The organism is Magnetospirillum aberrantis SpK, from assembly GCF_011022235.1.
GTDB classification, from domain to species: domain Bacteria; phylum Pseudomonadota; class Alphaproteobacteria; order Rhodospirillales; family Magnetospirillaceae; genus Magnetospirillum; species Magnetospirillum aberrantis.
This window is the reverse complement of sequence record NZ_JAAIYP010000037.1, coordinates 219,115-234,765: the sequence shown is the minus strand read 5'-3', so window position 1 is coordinate 234,765 and position 15,651 is coordinate 219,115. Positions and strand designations below refer to the sequence as shown.

Annotated in this window: 12 protein-coding genes and 2 tRNA genes; 9 read left to right on the top strand and 5 right to left on the bottom strand. The window is 67.1% G+C overall.

What is annotated here, in order from left to right; all coding sequences use genetic code 11:
- Positions 1-58: 58 nt before the first annotated feature.
- Positions 59-742 (bottom strand): hypothetical protein, encoded by a 684-nt coding sequence (locus G4223_RS10960; protein ID WP_163679176.1) that lies wholly within the window; start codon positions 740-742, stop codon positions 59-61.
- A gap of 88 nt (positions 743-830) precedes the next feature.
- Here G4223_RS10960 and G4223_RS10955 point away from each other — a divergent pair.
- From G4223_RS10955 to G4223_RS10930, 6 genes are all read left to right on the top strand, one after another.
- Positions 831-905, top strand: a tRNA-Asn gene (locus G4223_RS10955).
- A 2-nt stretch (positions 906-907) separates the two neighbouring features.
- A tRNA-Gly gene (locus G4223_RS10950) sits at positions 908-982 on the top strand.
- Positions 983-1,134: 152 nt separating this feature from the next.
- Positions 1,135-2,217 (top strand): NAD(P)H-dependent amine dehydrogenase family protein, encoded by a 1,083-nt coding sequence (locus G4223_RS20235; protein ID WP_163679173.1) that lies wholly within the window; start codon positions 1,135-1,137, stop codon positions 2,215-2,217.
- 153 nt (positions 2,218-2,370) lie between these two features.
- Positions 2,371-2,661, top strand: coding sequence for a FeoA family protein (locus G4223_RS10940; RefSeq protein WP_163679170.1), 291 nt, complete (start codon positions 2,371-2,373; stop codon positions 2,659-2,661).
- Entirely contained in the window at positions 2,661-4,556 is a 1,896-nt protein-coding gene (gene feoB, locus G4223_RS10935; RefSeq protein ID WP_163679167.1) for a ferrous iron transport protein B, read from the top strand. Before G4223_RS10940 ends, feoB begins: the two co-directional genes overlap by 1 nt.
- The gene (locus tag G4223_RS10930) at positions 4,553-4,696 is read left to right on the top strand and encodes a hypothetical protein (protein ID WP_163679164.1); all 144 of its coding nucleotides are present in this window, start codon (positions 4,553-4,555) and stop codon (positions 4,694-4,696) included. Before feoB ends, G4223_RS10930 begins: the two co-directional genes overlap by 4 nt.
- Positions 4,697-4,699: 3 nt before the next feature.
- Here the strand turns inward: G4223_RS10930 and G4223_RS10925 are convergent, their stop codons facing one another.
- From G4223_RS10925 to G4223_RS10915, 3 genes are all read right to left on the bottom strand, one after another.
- Positions 4,700-5,179, bottom strand: coding sequence for a DUF192 domain-containing protein (locus G4223_RS10925; protein WP_163679161.1), 480 nt, complete (start codon positions 5,177-5,179; stop codon positions 4,700-4,702).
- Positions 5,180-5,217: 38 nt separating this feature from the next.
- Positions 5,218-6,201: an NAD-dependent epimerase/dehydratase family protein gene (locus tag G4223_RS10920; protein ID WP_163679158.1), complete on the bottom strand. Its 984-nt coding sequence runs from the start codon at positions 6,199-6,201 to the stop codon at positions 5,218-5,220.
- Between the two features lie 81 nt (positions 6,202-6,282).
- Positions 6,283-8,214 carry a FecR domain-containing protein gene (locus tag G4223_RS10915; protein WP_163679155.1) on the bottom strand — a complete coding sequence of 644 codons (1,932 nt, stop codon included), beginning with the start codon at positions 8,212-8,214 and terminating at the stop codon, positions 6,283-6,285.
- Positions 8,215-8,395: 181 nt separating this feature from the next.
- Here G4223_RS10915 and G4223_RS10910 point away from each other — a divergent pair, with 181 nt between their 5' ends.
- Positions 8,396-11,974: a tetratricopeptide repeat protein gene (locus G4223_RS10910; RefSeq protein ID WP_163679152.1), complete on the top strand. Its 3,579-nt coding sequence runs from the start codon at positions 8,396-8,398 to the stop codon at positions 11,972-11,974.
- 84 nt (positions 11,975-12,058) lie between these two features.
- Here G4223_RS10910 and G4223_RS10905 read toward each other — a convergent pair whose 3' ends face one another.
- The gene (locus G4223_RS10905) at positions 12,059-13,270 is read right to left on the bottom strand and encodes an MFS transporter (protein WP_163679149.1); all 1,212 of its coding nucleotides are present in this window, start codon (positions 13,268-13,270) and stop codon (positions 12,059-12,061) included.
- Between the two features lie 77 nt (positions 13,271-13,347).
- Between G4223_RS10905 and G4223_RS10900 the strand changes: the two genes are divergently transcribed.
- Together G4223_RS10900 and G4223_RS10895 are read left to right on the top strand one after the other, a co-directional pair.
- Positions 13,348-14,238 carry a LysR substrate-binding domain-containing protein gene (locus tag G4223_RS10900; protein WP_163679146.1) on the top strand — a complete coding sequence of 297 codons (891 nt, stop codon included), beginning with the start codon at positions 13,348-13,350 and terminating at the stop codon, positions 14,236-14,238.
- 66 nt (positions 14,239-14,304) lie between these two features.
- A complete protein-coding gene (locus G4223_RS10895) occupies positions 14,305-15,645 on the top strand; it encodes an NAD(P)H-dependent oxidoreductase (protein ID WP_163679143.1) in 1,341 nt (446 codons plus the stop codon).
- Positions 15,646-15,651: the final 6 nt, after the last annotated feature.

The window sequence follows — 15,651 nt, the reverse complement described above, 5'->3', positions numbered from 1 at the left end:
TGGAAACACCCGCGGCCGGCCCGCCGAAATCAGTTTGGTGTCGGCCGGCCCGCCGAAATCAGTTTGGTGTCGGCCGGCCCGCCGGCCAGGTCACCTTGAACCCGACCACCCGGCTGTCAAGAACGTCAACGCCGATGGGGAACGACGCCCACATCCAGGTGTCGGGCCGGGCGCCGCCAATGACACAGCGTTTGTCGGGCTTCCCCAGTCGGTCCAACACCATCTGCTGGGAATCGCCCAGCGCCAGGCCGGAAAAGCTCACCGGCATCTCGGTCGGCGGGCCGATCAATTGCACCGCCACCGCCACCTCGTCCTGGTAGGTGACCACATAATAGGGCTCGGGGACGGAACGCTGGTGAATGGGATAGACGCGAACCTCGGTTCGCCAGTCCAGGTCGTTGACATGACTGGGCTCGCCCAGCAATTCCTCGACCTGGGTGCGGCCATCGGCAATGGCTACCGCCCCAATCTTCAGGCAGGGCAGGAAGCTGACCGGCTGCTGATGGCGGCTCATGGCGTCGCCCGCATCCTGGCTGACGGCACAGGCCAGTCCCTTCCCCTCGATACGGTGGAAATGTCCGGCAACCGGCTGATCTTGCGTGACCGCCGCCGGTTCCGGCAAACCGCCATTGTCACGGCAAGTCATCTGGGCATGGGCGGAGGGCGCAGCCGCGATCGCAGCCAAGGCAAGGATGAAAACACGCATGGCGGCGATGATAAGCGGCACACGCAACCTTGTCACGCGGTCCGCGCCTGGACCAAGGCCGACACGCATGCTCGTATAAAAGCGGTTGACTTGGCGGCCGAGGGGCCGTAAAAGCACGCCCGCTTCTGGAGTAGCTCAGCGGTAGAGCAGCCGGCTGTTAACCGGCTGGTCGGGGGTTCGAATCCCTCCTCCAGAGCCAGAGCGGGCGTAGCTCAGGGGTAGAGCACAACCTTGCCAAGGTTGGGGTCGAGGGTTCGAATCCCTTCGCCCGCTCCAAATTTTCCTTATTGTCCGTGTTGTCGGGGCGCCGTGGAGTATTCCACGGCGGCGCCCGGCTTGTTTCGCGACTCAGCCTCCCGGAAATGCCGGTTGGTCCGCCCCTTCCCCCGGAGCAAAATGATCGGACGATCATGAAACGGAGGGACACCATGCTCCGCAAGGTCAAGGCCGCCCAGTACGGCTGCGGCAAGATGAGCGTCTATCTGATGCGTTATCTACTGGAAAAGGGGGCGGACATCGTCGCCGCCTTCGACGTCAACCCGGCGGTGATCGGCAAGGACATCGGCGAAATCATCGGCGGCGGAAAAACCCTGGGGGTCGTCGTGTCCGACGCCCGCGACGCTGAACGTATCCTGGCCGAACGCAAGCCCGACGTCTGCGTCATCGCCACCCTCAGCACCATGGCGGACGTCGGGGAAGCCTTCACCGCCTGCGCGCGTAACGGCGTCAACGCCATCGCCACCGCCGAGGAAGCCATCTTCCCGTGGAACTCGTCCCCCGCCATCACCGCCGAACTGGACGCCCTTGCCAAACAGCACGGTTGCACCCTGGCGGGCAGCGGCTATCCCGACATGTATTGGGGCGTCCTGGTCGACACCTTGGCCGGGTCGCTGCACAAATTGACCCGCATCGTCGGCTCCAGCAGCTACAACGTCGAGGATTACGGCATCGCCCTGGCCCGTGCCCATGGTGCCGGCCTGACCCTGGCCGAGTTCGCGGAACAGCTGGGTTGCAACAACGATCTCGGCTCTCGGGACATCGCACAAAAGATCACCACCGGCGAGGTCGCCCCCAGCTACATGTGGAACCAGAACGGCTGGCTATGCGCGCGGCTGGGCCTGACGGCAGTGTCGCAGGTGCAAAAATGCCTGCCCATGACCCACGCAACCGACCTGCACTCCTCGACGTTGGGCATGACCATCAAGGCCGGCTGCGCCACCGGCATGTCGGCGGTGGTGGTCACCGAAACCGCCGAAGGCATCACGCTCGAAACCCAATGCATCGGCAAGGTCTACGCCCCGGACGAGTTCGACCGCAACGAATGGTGTTTCGAGGGCGAACCCGACGTCACCATCACCGTCGACCGTCCAGCCACGGTGGAACTGACCTGCGCCACCCTGGTCAACCGCATACCGGCCTTGATCGACGCCGCCCCAGGCTACATCTCGACGGACAAGCTTCCCAACAACGTCTATCTGGTCCGTTCGATGGAAAGTTATGTGAAGGGCTGAAGAGAAGCCTATGCCGGGCGGCACATGGCCGCCCGGCCCCTGGGTCATATATCTTTTGCTGATTTTCCCATTGCAGCTTATTCGTAATTTCACGAATGTATGAAATCCGCCGCCCTTCCCCAGCCTGAGGATCAGGCATCGAGGCATTTCCCCATGCAGGACACAGGAAAGACATTGCCCCTGGGCACCTTGGCGAAGGGCACGCGGGCGGAAATCACCGCCTTGGACGAAAACGCCGTCAAAACCCCGTTGCCCAAGGGAGAGCTTGAGCGCCGGCTGATCGAAATGGGCTTCGTCGAAGGGGCCGTGGTGGAAATCCTGCACGAGGGCTTCCCAAGGCGCGATCCCATCGCCGTCAGGGTCGCCGATCACACGGTCGCCCTGCGCCGGGCCGAGGCCGACGCCATCCTGGTGCGCCGTCTCGACGTGCAAAAGGCCAGTTGATGAGCGACGACATCCCGCCGCCGCGCGTCGCGCTGGTCGGCAACCCCAACAGCGGCAAGACAGCCCTGTTCAACGCCCTGACCGGCAGCCGCCATAAGGTGGCCAATTATGCCGGCGTCACCGTCGAAAAGAAGGAAGGCAACTTCCACAGCCCGGCCGGCACCCGCGTCAAGGTGCTGGACCTGCCCGGCACCTATTCGTTGCGCGCCCGCTCGCCCGACGAGGCGGTGACCCGCGACGTGGTGCTGGGCCGCATGGACGGCGAGGACGTGCCCGACGCCATCGTTTTCGTCGCCGACGCCACCAACCTGCGGCTGGCGCTGCGGCTGGCGCTGGAACTCAAACAACTGGGCCTGCCGGCGATCCTGGCGCTCAACATGATGGACGCCGCCGAGAAACAGGGGTTGGGGGTCGACCCGGCGGTGTTGTCGGCGGAACTGGGCATGCCGGTGGTGCCCACCGTCGCCATCAAGAAAGGCGGCATCCAGCCGCTGTTGGACCAGATCGACCGCACCCTCCAGGTGGCCGAAAGCGAAGGTTGGGCGGTACGGCGCACCGAATGCGGCTGGAGTGAGCCGTCCTCGCACCAGTTGCGCGACCTGACGCGCGAGGTCGAACGCATCCTGGCCCGCGCCATCCACGCCCCGGCCCAGCCGCATATGGCGACGCGACGGCTGGACAAGGTTCTGTTGCACCCCTTCGCCGGGCTCATGATCCTGCTGACGGTGCTGTTCCTGATGTTCCAGGGCGTGTTCAGTTGGGCCCAGGCCCCCATGGAACTGATCGACGCCGGTCTGGCGGCATGCACCGACTGGATCACCGCGTCCTTCCCCGACGGGGCGTTGCGCAGCCTGGTCACCGACGGCGTCATCGCCGGCGTCGGCTCGGTGGTGATCTTCCTGCCGCAGATCCTGGTGCTGTTCTTCTTCATCCAGGTGCTGGAGGATTCCGGCTACATGGCCCGTGCAGCCTTTCTGCTGGACAAGCTGATGGGCGGCGTCGGGCTGCACGGCCGCGCCTTCATTCCCCTGCTGTCCAGCTTCGCCTGCGCCGTTCCCGGCATCATGGCGGCGCGCACCATCGAAAACCGCACCGACCGCATCGCCACCATCATGATCGCGCCGCTGATGACCTGTTCGGCCCGGTTGCCGGTCTATACCCTGATCATCGCCGCCTTCGTGCCCGACCACGACGTCCTGGGCGGCTGGGTCGGGCTGCGCGGATTGGTGATGTTCACTCTTTACGCCGCCGGCATCCTGTCGGGGCTGTTGGTCGCCTTCGTCATGAAGCGCACGGTGCTCAAGGGCGCGCGGGAACCGCTGTTGATGCAGTTGCCGGCCTATCGCCTGCCGCATCCGCGCAACGTGCTGCTGGGCCTGTACGACAAGGGCAAGGCGTTCCTGATGCGGGCCGGCACCACCATCTTCGCCTTGATGGTGGTGGTGTGGTTCCTGGCCAGCTTTCCCGCCCCGCCCGACGGCGCCACCGATCCGGCTATCCGCTATTCCATCGCCGGCGCCATCGGCCACGCGCTGGAACCCCTTCTCGCCCCCATCGGCTTCAACTGGCAGATCGCCCTGGCGCTGGTTCCCGGCATGGCGGCGCGCGAGGTGGCGGTGGGGGTCTTGGGCACCATCTACGCCTTGTCCGACAGCGGCGATTCGTTACGCGGGTCGCTGGCCAACGTGCTGTCCCATTCCTGGAGCTTGCCCACCGCCTTGTCGTTGCTGGCGTGGTACGTGTTCGCGCCGCAATGTCTGGCGACGCTGGGCGTGGTCCGGCGCGAACTGAATTCCCGGTTCTGGCCGGCGGCGATGTTCGTGTTCCTGACCACGCTGGCCTATGGCGCAGCCTTCGCCACCTACCGCATCGCCGGCTGGATGACCGGCGGATGAACGGCCAGGACCTGACCGTCGCCGCCATCGTCGGCTTGGCCGCCGCTTGGCTTGTGTTCAAACTGTATCGCGCCATCCGCAAGCGCTGCCGCCCGGCGGACAGCGGCGGCGGGTGCGGCAACTGCGGAAAATGCGGATGAGCCTCAGGGCGCCGCGGCGAAGATAGGGTGAACCACCCGATCGCCAGTCGCCAGCCCCAGCCGGGCCACGGTGCCGCCGTTCAATTCCAGCACGGCACGAATCATGCCCGGCGCGCTGATGATCTCTTCCGAACCGGGCACCGCGCGTTCCTTGAACCCCACCACTTTACCGTCCTTGGCGATGAACAGCATGTCCAGGGGCATGAGCGTGTTGCGCATCCACATGGAAACCGGGCGTTCCATTCTGAAATCAAACAACATGCCAGCGTCGGCGGCCATCTTGCGGCGGTACATCAGTCCCTGGGCCAATTGCTCGGGCGTGGTGGCCACCTCCACCGTGAAACGATGGTGGCGTCCATCGGCCGTCACCACCTCGACGTCCGAACGCGGAAAGGCGACCAGCGCCTGGGCCGACGCCACAGCCGACGCCAACATCAAACCGGCGCCAACCAGCACCGCCATCACACGCCGTCTGCTAGACATCACGCCTCTCGCTCTGTCCGTTGCCTGATGGCAACTGCTCAACCCACGTTGTGGAACTCTTTGAACCACTCGATGAACTTGGGCACGCCGACGCTGATCGGCGTGGTCGGCGCGTAGCCGACATCGCGGGCGATGGCGTCGATGTCGGCATAGGTTTCCTTGACATCGCCGGGCTGCATCGGCTCGAACTTGTATTCGGCCTTGCGCCCCAGGTTCTGCTCGACCAGGCCGACGAAATCCATCAACCGTTCGGAACGGTTGTTGCCGATGTTGTAGACCCGCGCCGGCGGCGCCACCCCGTCATCGGCCATGGGGGTGTCCAGCACCCCGACGATCCCCGAAACGATGTCGTCGATGAAGGTGAAGTCGCGGCGCATGTCGCCGTTGTTGAAGATGGTGATCGGCTTGCCCGCCAGAATGGCCTGGGCGAACAGATAGGCCGCCATGTCCGGGCGCCCCCACGGGCCGTAGACGGTGAAGAAGCGCAAGCCGGTGGTGGGAATGCGGTACAGGTGGGAATAGCAATGGCTCATCAGTTCGCCGGCCCGCTTGGTGGCGGCATAAAGCGAGATGGGCTGGTCCACCCGATCCTCGACCGAGAACGGCAGCTTTGTGTTGGCGCCGTAGACCGAGGACGAGCTGGCATAGACGAAATGCCGGCACTTGTCGTTGGCCCGCGCCAGTTCCAGCATGACCAGATGCCCCTCGACGTTCGAGTGGGTGTAGTCGTGCGGCGCCTTCAGCGAATGGCGCACACCGGCCTGGGCCGCCAGATGGACATAGCTGTCGATTTCGGGATGGGCTGTCGCGATGTCGGCCATGGCGACACGGTCGGCGATGTCGGCCTGATGAAAGGAAAAACCGGGATGGCCGCGCAAAATGGCCAGACGCGCCTGCTTCAACGCCGGATCGTAATAGGCGTTCATGTTGTCGACGCCCACCACCTTTTCCCCCCGCGCCAACAACCGCAACGAAGTATGGAAACCGATGAAGCCGGCGGCGCCGGTAACGAGGATGGTCATAAGGCGATCCCGCGAGTGAAACCAAAGGCCGCCCTGATATAGCCTGAACCGGCCCAGGAATCATCCCCGGAAACGTTGGGGTCACGTCACGATGACCGACCCATTCGAGGACAGATTGCCGGCCGTGGTGTCCGAGATCGTGGCGATCTGATAGGATTCGTGATCGCTTGTCACGTAATAGAGCTCCACCGAACCGCCATTCTCGACACCGATGATCTGAGTGGTGTTTTGGGTCAGCGCCGTCGCCAGATCCGTGGCGTAATTGACAACAAAAGAGCTCAGGCCCACGAAAACGTCGCTGTCGATCTGAATGGTGTCGGAACCGGCCTCGAAGTTGGTGATGGTGTCGTTGCCAGCGGCGGAAGCACTTGAGCCGGTGATCTTGACGACGTCGGCCTGGTTGTCGCCGGTCAACTCGATCAAATCGTTGCCGTCGCCGCCAATCAGGCTGTCATTGCCCGTCCCGTCATACAAGGTATCGTCGCCGGCACCACCTTCCAACGTGTCGTCGCCACCGTTGCCGTTCAGAACATTAACGCCGCTGTCGCCGGTCAGCCGGTCATCTCCCGAACCACCGGTTAGATTCTCGAAATTGGCGATAGTGTCGGTATAGGTCTGCATGTCGTCGCCGACATAGCTGAACGAACCATTGTTAAAAGACACCTCGACCGATTGAACCTCGTCTTCAAAAGACAAGGTATCCGTGCCGGTGCCACCGTCGAACAGGTCGTTGGCCACGTCCAGCGTCACCTTGATGATGTCGTCGCCGGCATTGCCGTGAATGGTGTTCGCCCCGTTGCTGGCGACGATGACGTCGTCATGATTGGAGCCCGAGGCGTTCTCGATGCTGTTAAGCCCGTCGGTGTCGCCGTCGCCGTAAACCATCTGGTCGCCAAGATCGATGGTCACGCCCATCCCTGACAACACGTAGGAAATGGTGTCGTTGCCGTCGCCACCGAAGAAAGTGTCGTAGCTTGCGTCAAGGTCGGCGAAGATCACGTCGTCTCCGGCCATGGCGTAGACCTTATCCCCCCCCTGACCGGGATAGATCCAGTCCACCCCGCTCGTGCCGGTCAGGGTGTCGGAATTGGCCGTCCCGGTGATTACGTTGACCTGCGTCAACTGATCCAGAACTTCGTCCACTTGCTCGTCGTTGTCGTCGTCAAGAGCGTCCAGGAAATCCTGGAAAGCCTCCTTGCCGGCGGCGGCGGCGACGACAGCTTGGGCGATGGCCTGTTGCGCCGCGCCGCTTTCCTGACCGACCAAATCCCCAAGCTGGCCGATCATCCCCGTCACTTCGCCCGAAGGGATCAGGGCGTCGCCTTCCCCGGTGCCGCCATTGATGAACTGGGCCCCCTGGTCGCCCTGGTTGCCATTATCTTGCGGCTGTGGCTCCGGCGGCAACGCCGGCGGCTGTGGCAGCACCGACAACGCCGAACCGAACATGCCCATGATCTGCGATGGCGGCAGGATGACCGGCGGCGGCGGCGGCTGAAACGCGCTGGACAGAGAGATGGCGCCCATGGGCGAATTGACGACCTGCGAACCGCCGGCGTTGCTGACCACGATTTCGCCCACGTGCCCGTCGGGATCGGCCAACAGGACGATGGTGTTCCGTTGTCCCTCGCCAGCGGCCTGGCCGGCGACGGTGGTGCCGCGCACACCGATGGTCATGACCGGCGTCTTGACCTGCATGGCGCCGGGAGAGGTCTTCGCCACCATGCCCGACACCACCGAGAAGGTGCCGTCATGAACGGTCAAGTGGGCATGGCCGCCCCCCAGGTCAGCAGGGTCGAACGCCATGTCGTCCAGCGACAGGCGTCCTCCGGGACCAAGCGAGACGGAAGATTTGTCCACCAGATTGACGGCAAGGCTGCCGTTGCTGTCGGTGCGGATTTCGTCGCCTTCGCGGATTTCGCCACCGACGGCCAACCGTTCTTCGCTGCCGTCAGCGTGGCGCACGCTGGCCCCGCCCTGCATCTTGCCGACAGTACCGATGACTTTCGTAGCCAAAGCCGTCCCCCTGCTCCTGACGCCCCCCTGGTGTTATTTAACACGCAACAACTAATCACGCCATGCGCGGCAAGCCGATGCCTCCCCCTCGTCTTTGCCGCTTTGGGCTTGACCCCTTGCGTCGGGCACGGTTGACTCGGCCCTGCGGGGGCGCACACAAACCGAAACTGGGGAGACCGGAATGGGGACGTTGGAGGGGCAGGCGCCCGAACTGGCCGAGGCCGAAGCGGCGCGTTCCGCCGGTGACTACGCCTTGGCGCTGACCCGCTATGACGCCATCTTGTCGATCTATCCCGACCTTGCCGACGCCCTGGCCGGACGGGGGGGCGCATTGCGTGCCCTGGGCCGCCCGCGCGAGGCGCTGCTGGCGCTGCTGGAGGCGCTGAGCCGTGCCCCCGACCACGCCATGGCCCGGCTGGAACTGGCCCTGGCACTGCGCGAGACCGGCCGGCGCGACGAAGCCCGCGTGCTGTACGGCCTGTTGCTGCGCGATCCCGATGCTCCGGCGCAGGCTTGGCACGGCATGGCGCTGCTCAACCAATCCGAAGGCCACGACGACGCGGCCGAGACCTGCCTGGGCCGCGCCGCCGCCCTGGCTCCGGGCAACGTCGGCGCCCGCCTGGACCTTGCCGATCAGCTTGCCCGGCGGGGCGCCCTGGCCGAGGCGGCCGACCTGTTCCACGGCGTCCTGGACATCCATCCCGGCACCGCCGCCGCCCATGCCGGCCTGGGTCAGGCATTGATCGGACTGGGCCGGCTTCAGGAAGCCGAGGACCAGTTGGAACGCGCCCTGGTGATGGAACCCGGAAACGTTGTCGCCCATCTGGCCCGCGCCCGCCTCAATCTGCTGTCGGGCAATCTGGCGGCGGCGTGGGAAGACCTGGAATGGCGCTGGTCCAGACCCGGCTTCCGCCGGCCGGAACCACCGGGCGTGCCGTGGGACGGCAATTCCGACCTGGCCGGGCACACCATCTTGCTGTGGGCCGAGAACGGGGTGGCAGAAACCATCCACCTGTTGCGTTACGTGCCCATGGTGGCCGATCGCGGCGCCCGGATCGTACTGGGGGTGCCGGCCAGCCTGGGGTCCCTGGCCGCCGGCTTGCGCGGCGTCGAGCGGGTTCTGGTTTCCGGCAGCCCGCTGCCCCAGGGGCTTGTCCTCGATTATCAGGCATCGCTGGCCGATCTGCCCCGTCTGTTCGGTTCGAACCTCGCGCAATTGCCGCCCGAGCCGTATCTGGACGCCCCCGAACCACGCCACCAGCCGGTGCGCGCCCCCATCACGGCACTGCTCAAGGTGGGGCTGGCCTGGGCCGGCAGCCGCCCCGACCACGCAGTGCCGTTGACGCAATTGATGCCGATCCTGGCGCTTCCCGGCATCGCCGCCTACAGCCTTCAGACCGGGCCGCGCGCCCGCGACGCCGACGCCCTGGCCCATCCGTCGCTGTTGGCCGACCTGTCGCCGTCCCTGGGGGATTTCGCCGATCTGGCCGCCCGCATCGCCGAAATGGATCTGGTGGTCGCCGCCGACGGCGCGGTGGCCCATCTGGCCGGTGCCATGGGCAAGCCGGTGTGGGTGCTGGTGCCGATGGTCCCGGATTGGCGCTGGATGCTGGAGCGCGACGATTCGCCCTGGTACGCCTCGGCCCGGCTGTTCCGTCAGGTCCGTGCCGACAATTGGAACCGTCCGGTTCAGGAAATCTGCGCCGCGCTGCGCCAGCGCATGGCGACCACCACGGCCGAACGCACCGCCCGCGCCGCCGCCCATACCGGCACCCGCGAGGCAGTGCGGGCCTTTCTCGCCACCCACCTTCAAGCCGGCGACCTGTTGCTGGACGTCGGGGCCGGCGACGGCACCATCGCGCTGGACGCCGCCGCCCACCCGGCCGACGACATCCGCGTTCTGGCCATCGAGGCCCGCCCGGTCGAGGCCGCCATCCTGGCCGACACCATCGCCATTTCCGGCGCCGAGGAAATGGTCGAAGTGATCGCCACACCGCTGGCGGCCGAAGCCCGGCCGGCGGTGGTGGCGGCACGCCCGCGCGGCGGCCGCACCGTCTTCGCCTTGCCCAACTGGGTGCGCGGCCAAGCGACCACGGTGACCCTGGATTCCCTGCTGGCGGAACGCCCGCATCTGGCCGGGCGGCGGTTGTTGCTGCATCTGGGCGCCAAAGGGGCCGAAGACGACGTGCTGGCCGGATTGTCCGCCCAGCCGGCGGTGGTCACCTTCGAACATCGCGCGGGGCCGGACGTGGCCGCACGCCTGAACCAGGCCGGCTATGCCCTGTGGCGCTTCCCGGACGCCGTCGCCGGCGGCCCGGTGACGCCGTTCGACGGACAGGCCGGCCCCGTGCTGGCGCTGGCCCCCGGAACCGCCAAGGCCGAATTGTACGGCGATGTCGCCGACCCCACCTCGCCCGCCGCCATGGCCCGTGCCGCGACAGATTCCCGCCGCCTGTCGGGCGAAGGCACCGCCGCCGCCTTGGCCGGACGGCTGAACGACGCCGGACGGCTGTTCGCGCGTGCGCTGGCGCATGATCCCGACAACGCCGAGGCATTGGCCAATCTTGGCACCTTGTTGCGCCGGGTCGGACGCGGCGACGCCGCCGCCGCGTGCTGGAGCCGGGCGTTGGCCAACGGTGCCTCTCCCCAAATCCGCGCCAACCTCGCCAACGTGCTGCGCGAGTTGGGCCACCTGTTCGCCGCCGAGGAATATTTCACCGAATCCCTGGCGGCCGAGCCGGCCAACCCGCAATTCCTTTACGGATTGGGGCTGCTGGAACGCGAGCGCGGCCGTGCCCGCGAGGCGGTGGCGTTGTTCGAACGCGCCGAACAGCTTCGTCCCGGTCTGGTGCCACGGGTCGAATTGGCCGGTGCGTTGCTGAAATCGGGAAACCTGGCGCGCGGCATGGCCGAAATGGCCCACCGCCCGGCCTTTTCGTCGGCACCGGTCGAAGCCCCGACCTGGGACGGTGGCCGACTGGACGCCCGCACCATCCTGGTGCGCGACGAGGACGACGCGATAGACACCCTGATGCTGGCCCGTTTCATTCCCCAGGTGGCCCGCCACGGCGGCTTGGTGGTGGTGGAATGCCGCCCCGACTGCGCGCGATTGCTGGCTGGGTTGCCCGGCGTCGAACAAGTGGTGCCACGCGGCGAAAGCTTGCCGGCGGTGGACGTGGTGGTGCAGTTGCCCGACGTGCCGCGCCTGATCGGCACCACCTCGCGCACCACTCCACCGCGCGACGTCCCCTATCTGCATCTGCCCGACGACCTGGCGCCACGAAACTTTCCCGACGACCGCCGCCTGCGTGTCGGCATCGCCTGGAGCGGCCGACCGACCGACCGGGCGGTGCCGCTGCCGATGCTGCTGCGTCTGGCCGCCGATCCCCGCATTTCACTGGTCAGCCTGCAACGCGGATCGCGGGCCGCCGACATCGCCACCTTCGGTGCTGGCCCCTTCCTGCCCGATTTGGGCAAGGAATGCGGCGATCTGGCGGAAACCGCCGCCTTGGTCGCCGGGCTGGATCTGGTGATCGCCGCCGACACCGCCGAAGCGCACATCGCCGGCGCCATGGGCAAGCCGGTGTGGGTACTGTTGCCCACCACCTGCGACTGGCGTTGGGTGGACAACCGCGACGACTGCGTCTGGTATCCGACCATGCGGGTGTTCCGCCAATCGATGGATGGATCGTGGCACGCCGCCATGGCCCGCGTCGCCGAAGCGGCCAGCGTCATGGCCGCCGGCAAGGCGGGGCGCTAGGGCGATGACGCATTCAGATGCGTCATCGCCCTAGGTTTGCCTTTGGCGGCTGTGCCTCCGGCACAAGCCAGGCTCAGGCGCCGCTCAGGCTTGGTGCATTGAATCATCTGAATGCTTCAATGCATTAGCTCCCAGGGCCAGGGCGGCGACGGCGGCCACCACCCCGCCCGCCGCCAGCACGGCGAACGCCCATCCCCAATGGCCGGTATGGTCGAGGACCGCGCCGAACACCACCGGTGCCACCGCGCCGGCACCGAACCCCAATAGCGAACGCACCGCCAGCACGGAGCCGAGATGACGGGGATGCACCGTTTCGGTCATGGCCGCCGACAACACCCCGGAATCGGCATAGGCCGCGAAACTGGCGGCGGCGGCCAGCGTCAGCACCAGGGCCGGCGCCGCCCCCGCGCTCCATCCCGTCGCCACGGTCAACACCCCGCCCATCGCCGCCGCGCCGATCAGCACCACCCGACGCCCCAGCCGGTCCGAGGCGGTGCCGGCGAGCAAGGTGGCGACGATGCCGGCCAGATGCACCGCCGACGCCACCACCAATCCCAACGCCACGGCCCCCAGCCCGGCCCCATCCAGGGCATGGGCCAAAAAGGCCGGCAGCCACGTCCACAGCCCCAGCAATTCCCAGGTGTGCGCCACATAGCCAAGGGTCAGCAACAGGGCGGCGGGCGACAACAGCGCCGCCCACACCCCGGCCCCGGCGGCCGAGGCGCCGCCGCCCGGCCGGTCGGGATGCCCACGCAGGGCCAGCCATCCGGCCACCGCCCCGATCAGCGGCCCCACCGCGCACAACGCGAAGGCCCAACGATAATCGGCCCAGGCGGAAATCCCCAACCCGCCGCTGACCGACAGCCAATAGCCGAACGAGCCCGAGGCCAGCAGAAATCCCATGGCGATGCCGCGTCGGGCCGGCGGCGCCAATTCCGCCACCAGCATCAGGGCTGGCGCGTAGGCGCCGCCCTGGGTCGCGCCGACCAGGGCGACCAGCACCAGCGCGCTGGCATGCGACCGCGCGAACAGCGCCATCGCCACCGCCGCCACCGCCGCCGCCCATGACGACGCCAGGAACACCCGCCGCGCCCCGACCCGCCCCGCCAGCCACGACGCCACCAACAACGCCAGGGCGACCCCCAGGTTATAGGCCGATTGCACCGATCCGGCAGCGGCCGCGTCCATTCCCCACACCGGGCGCAGGAACGGCAACGCCCCGGCATAGGTCATGGCGACGGTGCAGGTGGCAAGCCGCGACAGGTAAAGCAGACGAAGGCGAACAACGTTTTCCATGACCGCAGCCTAGACAGGACAAACGACAAGGGACAAACGAGTTTGCCGCCGGAAATCGTTGAGATAAACTCAACCGAATGCACAAGCTGCCACCGCTCAACGCCCTGCGCACCTTCGAGGCCGCTGCCCGTCACCAGAACTTCACCCTGGCGGCGGCGGAATTGTGCGTCACCCCCGGTGCCGTCAGCCGCCAGATCAACGCGCTCGAACAATATTTCGGCATCCGCCTGTTCGTCCGCGCCAACCGCTGCGTCACCTTGACCGAGGCAGGCCGCCGCTATTTCGCCGCCGTCGCCGCCCCCTTGGCCGAAATCGCCCGTGCCGGCACCGTGCTGGACCATGACCACGGCGGCAAGGTGGTGGTGGATTGCCTGCCGACCCTGGCCATGCATTGGCTGATGCAACGATTGCCGGCTTTCCGCCTCGCCCATCCTGACATTTTGGTGGACGTGCGAACCGCCACCGGCCCGGTGGACACCCGACAGCCCTTCGACCTGGCCGTTCGCCGCGATCCGGCCCATTTCGCCGGCCTGACCGCCACGCCGCTGATGACGGAATGGAGCGTGCCGGTCTGTTCCGCCGAATTCGCCCGCCTTCATCATCTGGAGACCTTGGCCGACCTGGGCCGCGTGCCGGTGCTGCATATCCGCGCCCGTGCCGACCTGTGGCCGTCCTGGTGCCGGGCCAAGGGGATGGCGCCCGCCGCCCTGGGGCCACGCCAGGACGTGGACCACACCTTCGTCGCCATGCAAGCGGCCGAGGACGGGCTGGGGGTCGCGATGGTGCCGCTGATCTTCGCCAAGCGCCTGTTGAAGGCCGGCCGCCTGAGCTGTCCGCTGAGCGGGGCGGAAGCGGTCACCGGCACCTATTCCCTGTTGCGTCCGGCCACCCCGCCCACCGCCGAGGCCGAAGCCTTCGCCCGGTGGCTGGCGGCGGAATGCGCTACCGCACCGCCTTCCGAAAGTTGAGTTCCCCCCTTTGCGTGCCGGTGTCTTGGCGATAGGCTGGCGCCGTCAGCCGATTTCGAGGAAACCATGGGCCTGAGTGCATTGCTTGAGGAACGGGACGCCATCGGCCAGCCGATCCGAGTCGGAGTAATCGGCGCCGGCAAGTTCGGCACCTTGTTCCTGTCCCAGGCGCGACGCATGCAAGGCGTCCATGTGGCGGCGCTGGCCGACATCGATCCCGAACGCGGTCCCACCGCGCTGGCGCTGGCACAATGGCCGCCGGCCAAGGCGGTGGCGCGGTCCCTGGCCGACGCCCTGGCCGGCGGCGGCACCTGGGTCACCGCCGACCCGATGGCCCTGTTCGAACATCCCGGCCTGGACGTGGTGGTCGAGGCCACCACCCAGGCCACCCACGGCATCCGTCATGCCTTGGCCGCCATCGAACGCGGCGCGCACGTGGTGATGGTCAACCTGGCCGCCGACAGCCTGGCCGGCCCCATCCTGGCCGCCAGGGCACGGGAAAAAGGGCTGGTGTATTCCCTGGCTTACGGCGACCAGCCGGCGGTGATCTGCCAGATGGTCGACTGGGCACGGACCGCCGGCCTTGAAGTGGCGGCGGCCGGGCGCGGCGTGCGCTGGCTTCCGGGATACCAGACGGCGACGCCGGACAGCGTCTGGCAATATTGGGGCAGCACCCCGGAACGGGCCAGGGCGGCCGGCATGAGCGCGCGGGTGTTCACCGCCGCCATCGACGGCACCCGCACCGCCCAACAACTGGCGGCGGTCGCCAACGCCACCGGCCTGCGCCCCCCTTCGGCGGGGCTTGCGGCGCCACCGTGCGGAGCCCACGACCTGGCACGCATCTTCAAGCCCCATTGGGACGGTGGCCGGCTGGAAGACATGGGCATGGTCGAGGCGGTGTCGTCGCTGGAACCCGATGGCCGCGCCGTCGTCGGCGACCTGCGCTGGGGGGCCTTCGTCACCTTCCGCACCGCGTCGGAATACGCCATGCAATGCTTTGCCGAATACGGTCTGCCGTGCGACGGCCCCGGCGATTACGCGGCGCGGTGGCGAACCCATCACATGGCCGGCATGGAAGCCGGCGTCTCGGTGGCCTCGGTGGCGTTGTTGGGCCTTCCCACCGGATGCCCGAACTCTTTCGTCGCCGACGTGGTGGCGGTGGCCAAGGACGATCTGGCCGCCGGCACCGAACTGGACGGTGCCGGCGGTTTCGCCGCATACGGCAAGCTGATGCCGGCCGAGGATTCGGTGCGCCAGGGCTTCCTGCCGCTGTCCTTGGCCCAGGACGTGACCTTGCTGCGCGCCGTTCCCGCCGGTCAGGCGCTGACCTGGGGCGACGTCGCCTTGGCCGAGGACGACACGCCGGTCGCCCTGCGCCGCGAGTTGGAAAGCTGGCTTCCCCGTTAAACGTCT

Coding starts and splice junctions, on each gene's coding strand:
- feoB (WP_163679167.1), top strand. CDS start 2,661: ATGAGCGACGACATCCCGCCGCCGCGCGTCGCGCTGGTCGGCAACCCC.
- G4223_RS10895 (WP_163679143.1), top strand. CDS start 14,305: ATGGGCCTGAGTGCATTGCTTGAGGAACGGGACGCCATCGGCCAGCCG.
- G4223_RS10920 (WP_163679158.1), bottom strand. CDS start 6,201: ATGACCATCCTCGTTACCGGCGCCGCCGGCTTCATCGGTTTCCATACT.
- G4223_RS10930 (WP_163679164.1), top strand. CDS start 4,553: ATGAACGGCCAGGACCTGACCGTCGCCGCCATCGTCGGCTTGGCCGCC.
- G4223_RS10925 (WP_163679161.1), bottom strand. CDS start 5,179: ATGTCTAGCAGACGGCGTGTGATGGCGGTGCTGGTTGGCGCCGGTTTG.
- G4223_RS10900 (WP_163679146.1), top strand. CDS start 13,348: ATGCACAAGCTGCCACCGCTCAACGCCCTGCGCACCTTCGAGGCCGCT.
- G4223_RS10905 (WP_163679149.1), bottom strand. CDS start 13,270: ATGGAAAACGTTGTTCGCCTTCGTCTGCTTTACCTGTCGCGGCTTGCC.
- G4223_RS20235 (WP_163679173.1), top strand. CDS start 1,135: ATGCTCCGCAAGGTCAAGGCCGCCCAGTACGGCTGCGGCAAGATGAGC.
- G4223_RS10940 (WP_163679170.1), top strand. CDS start 2,371: ATGCAGGACACAGGAAAGACATTGCCCCTGGGCACCTTGGCGAAGGGC.
- G4223_RS10910 (WP_163679152.1), top strand. CDS start 8,396: ATGGGGACGTTGGAGGGGCAGGCGCCCGAACTGGCCGAGGCCGAAGCG.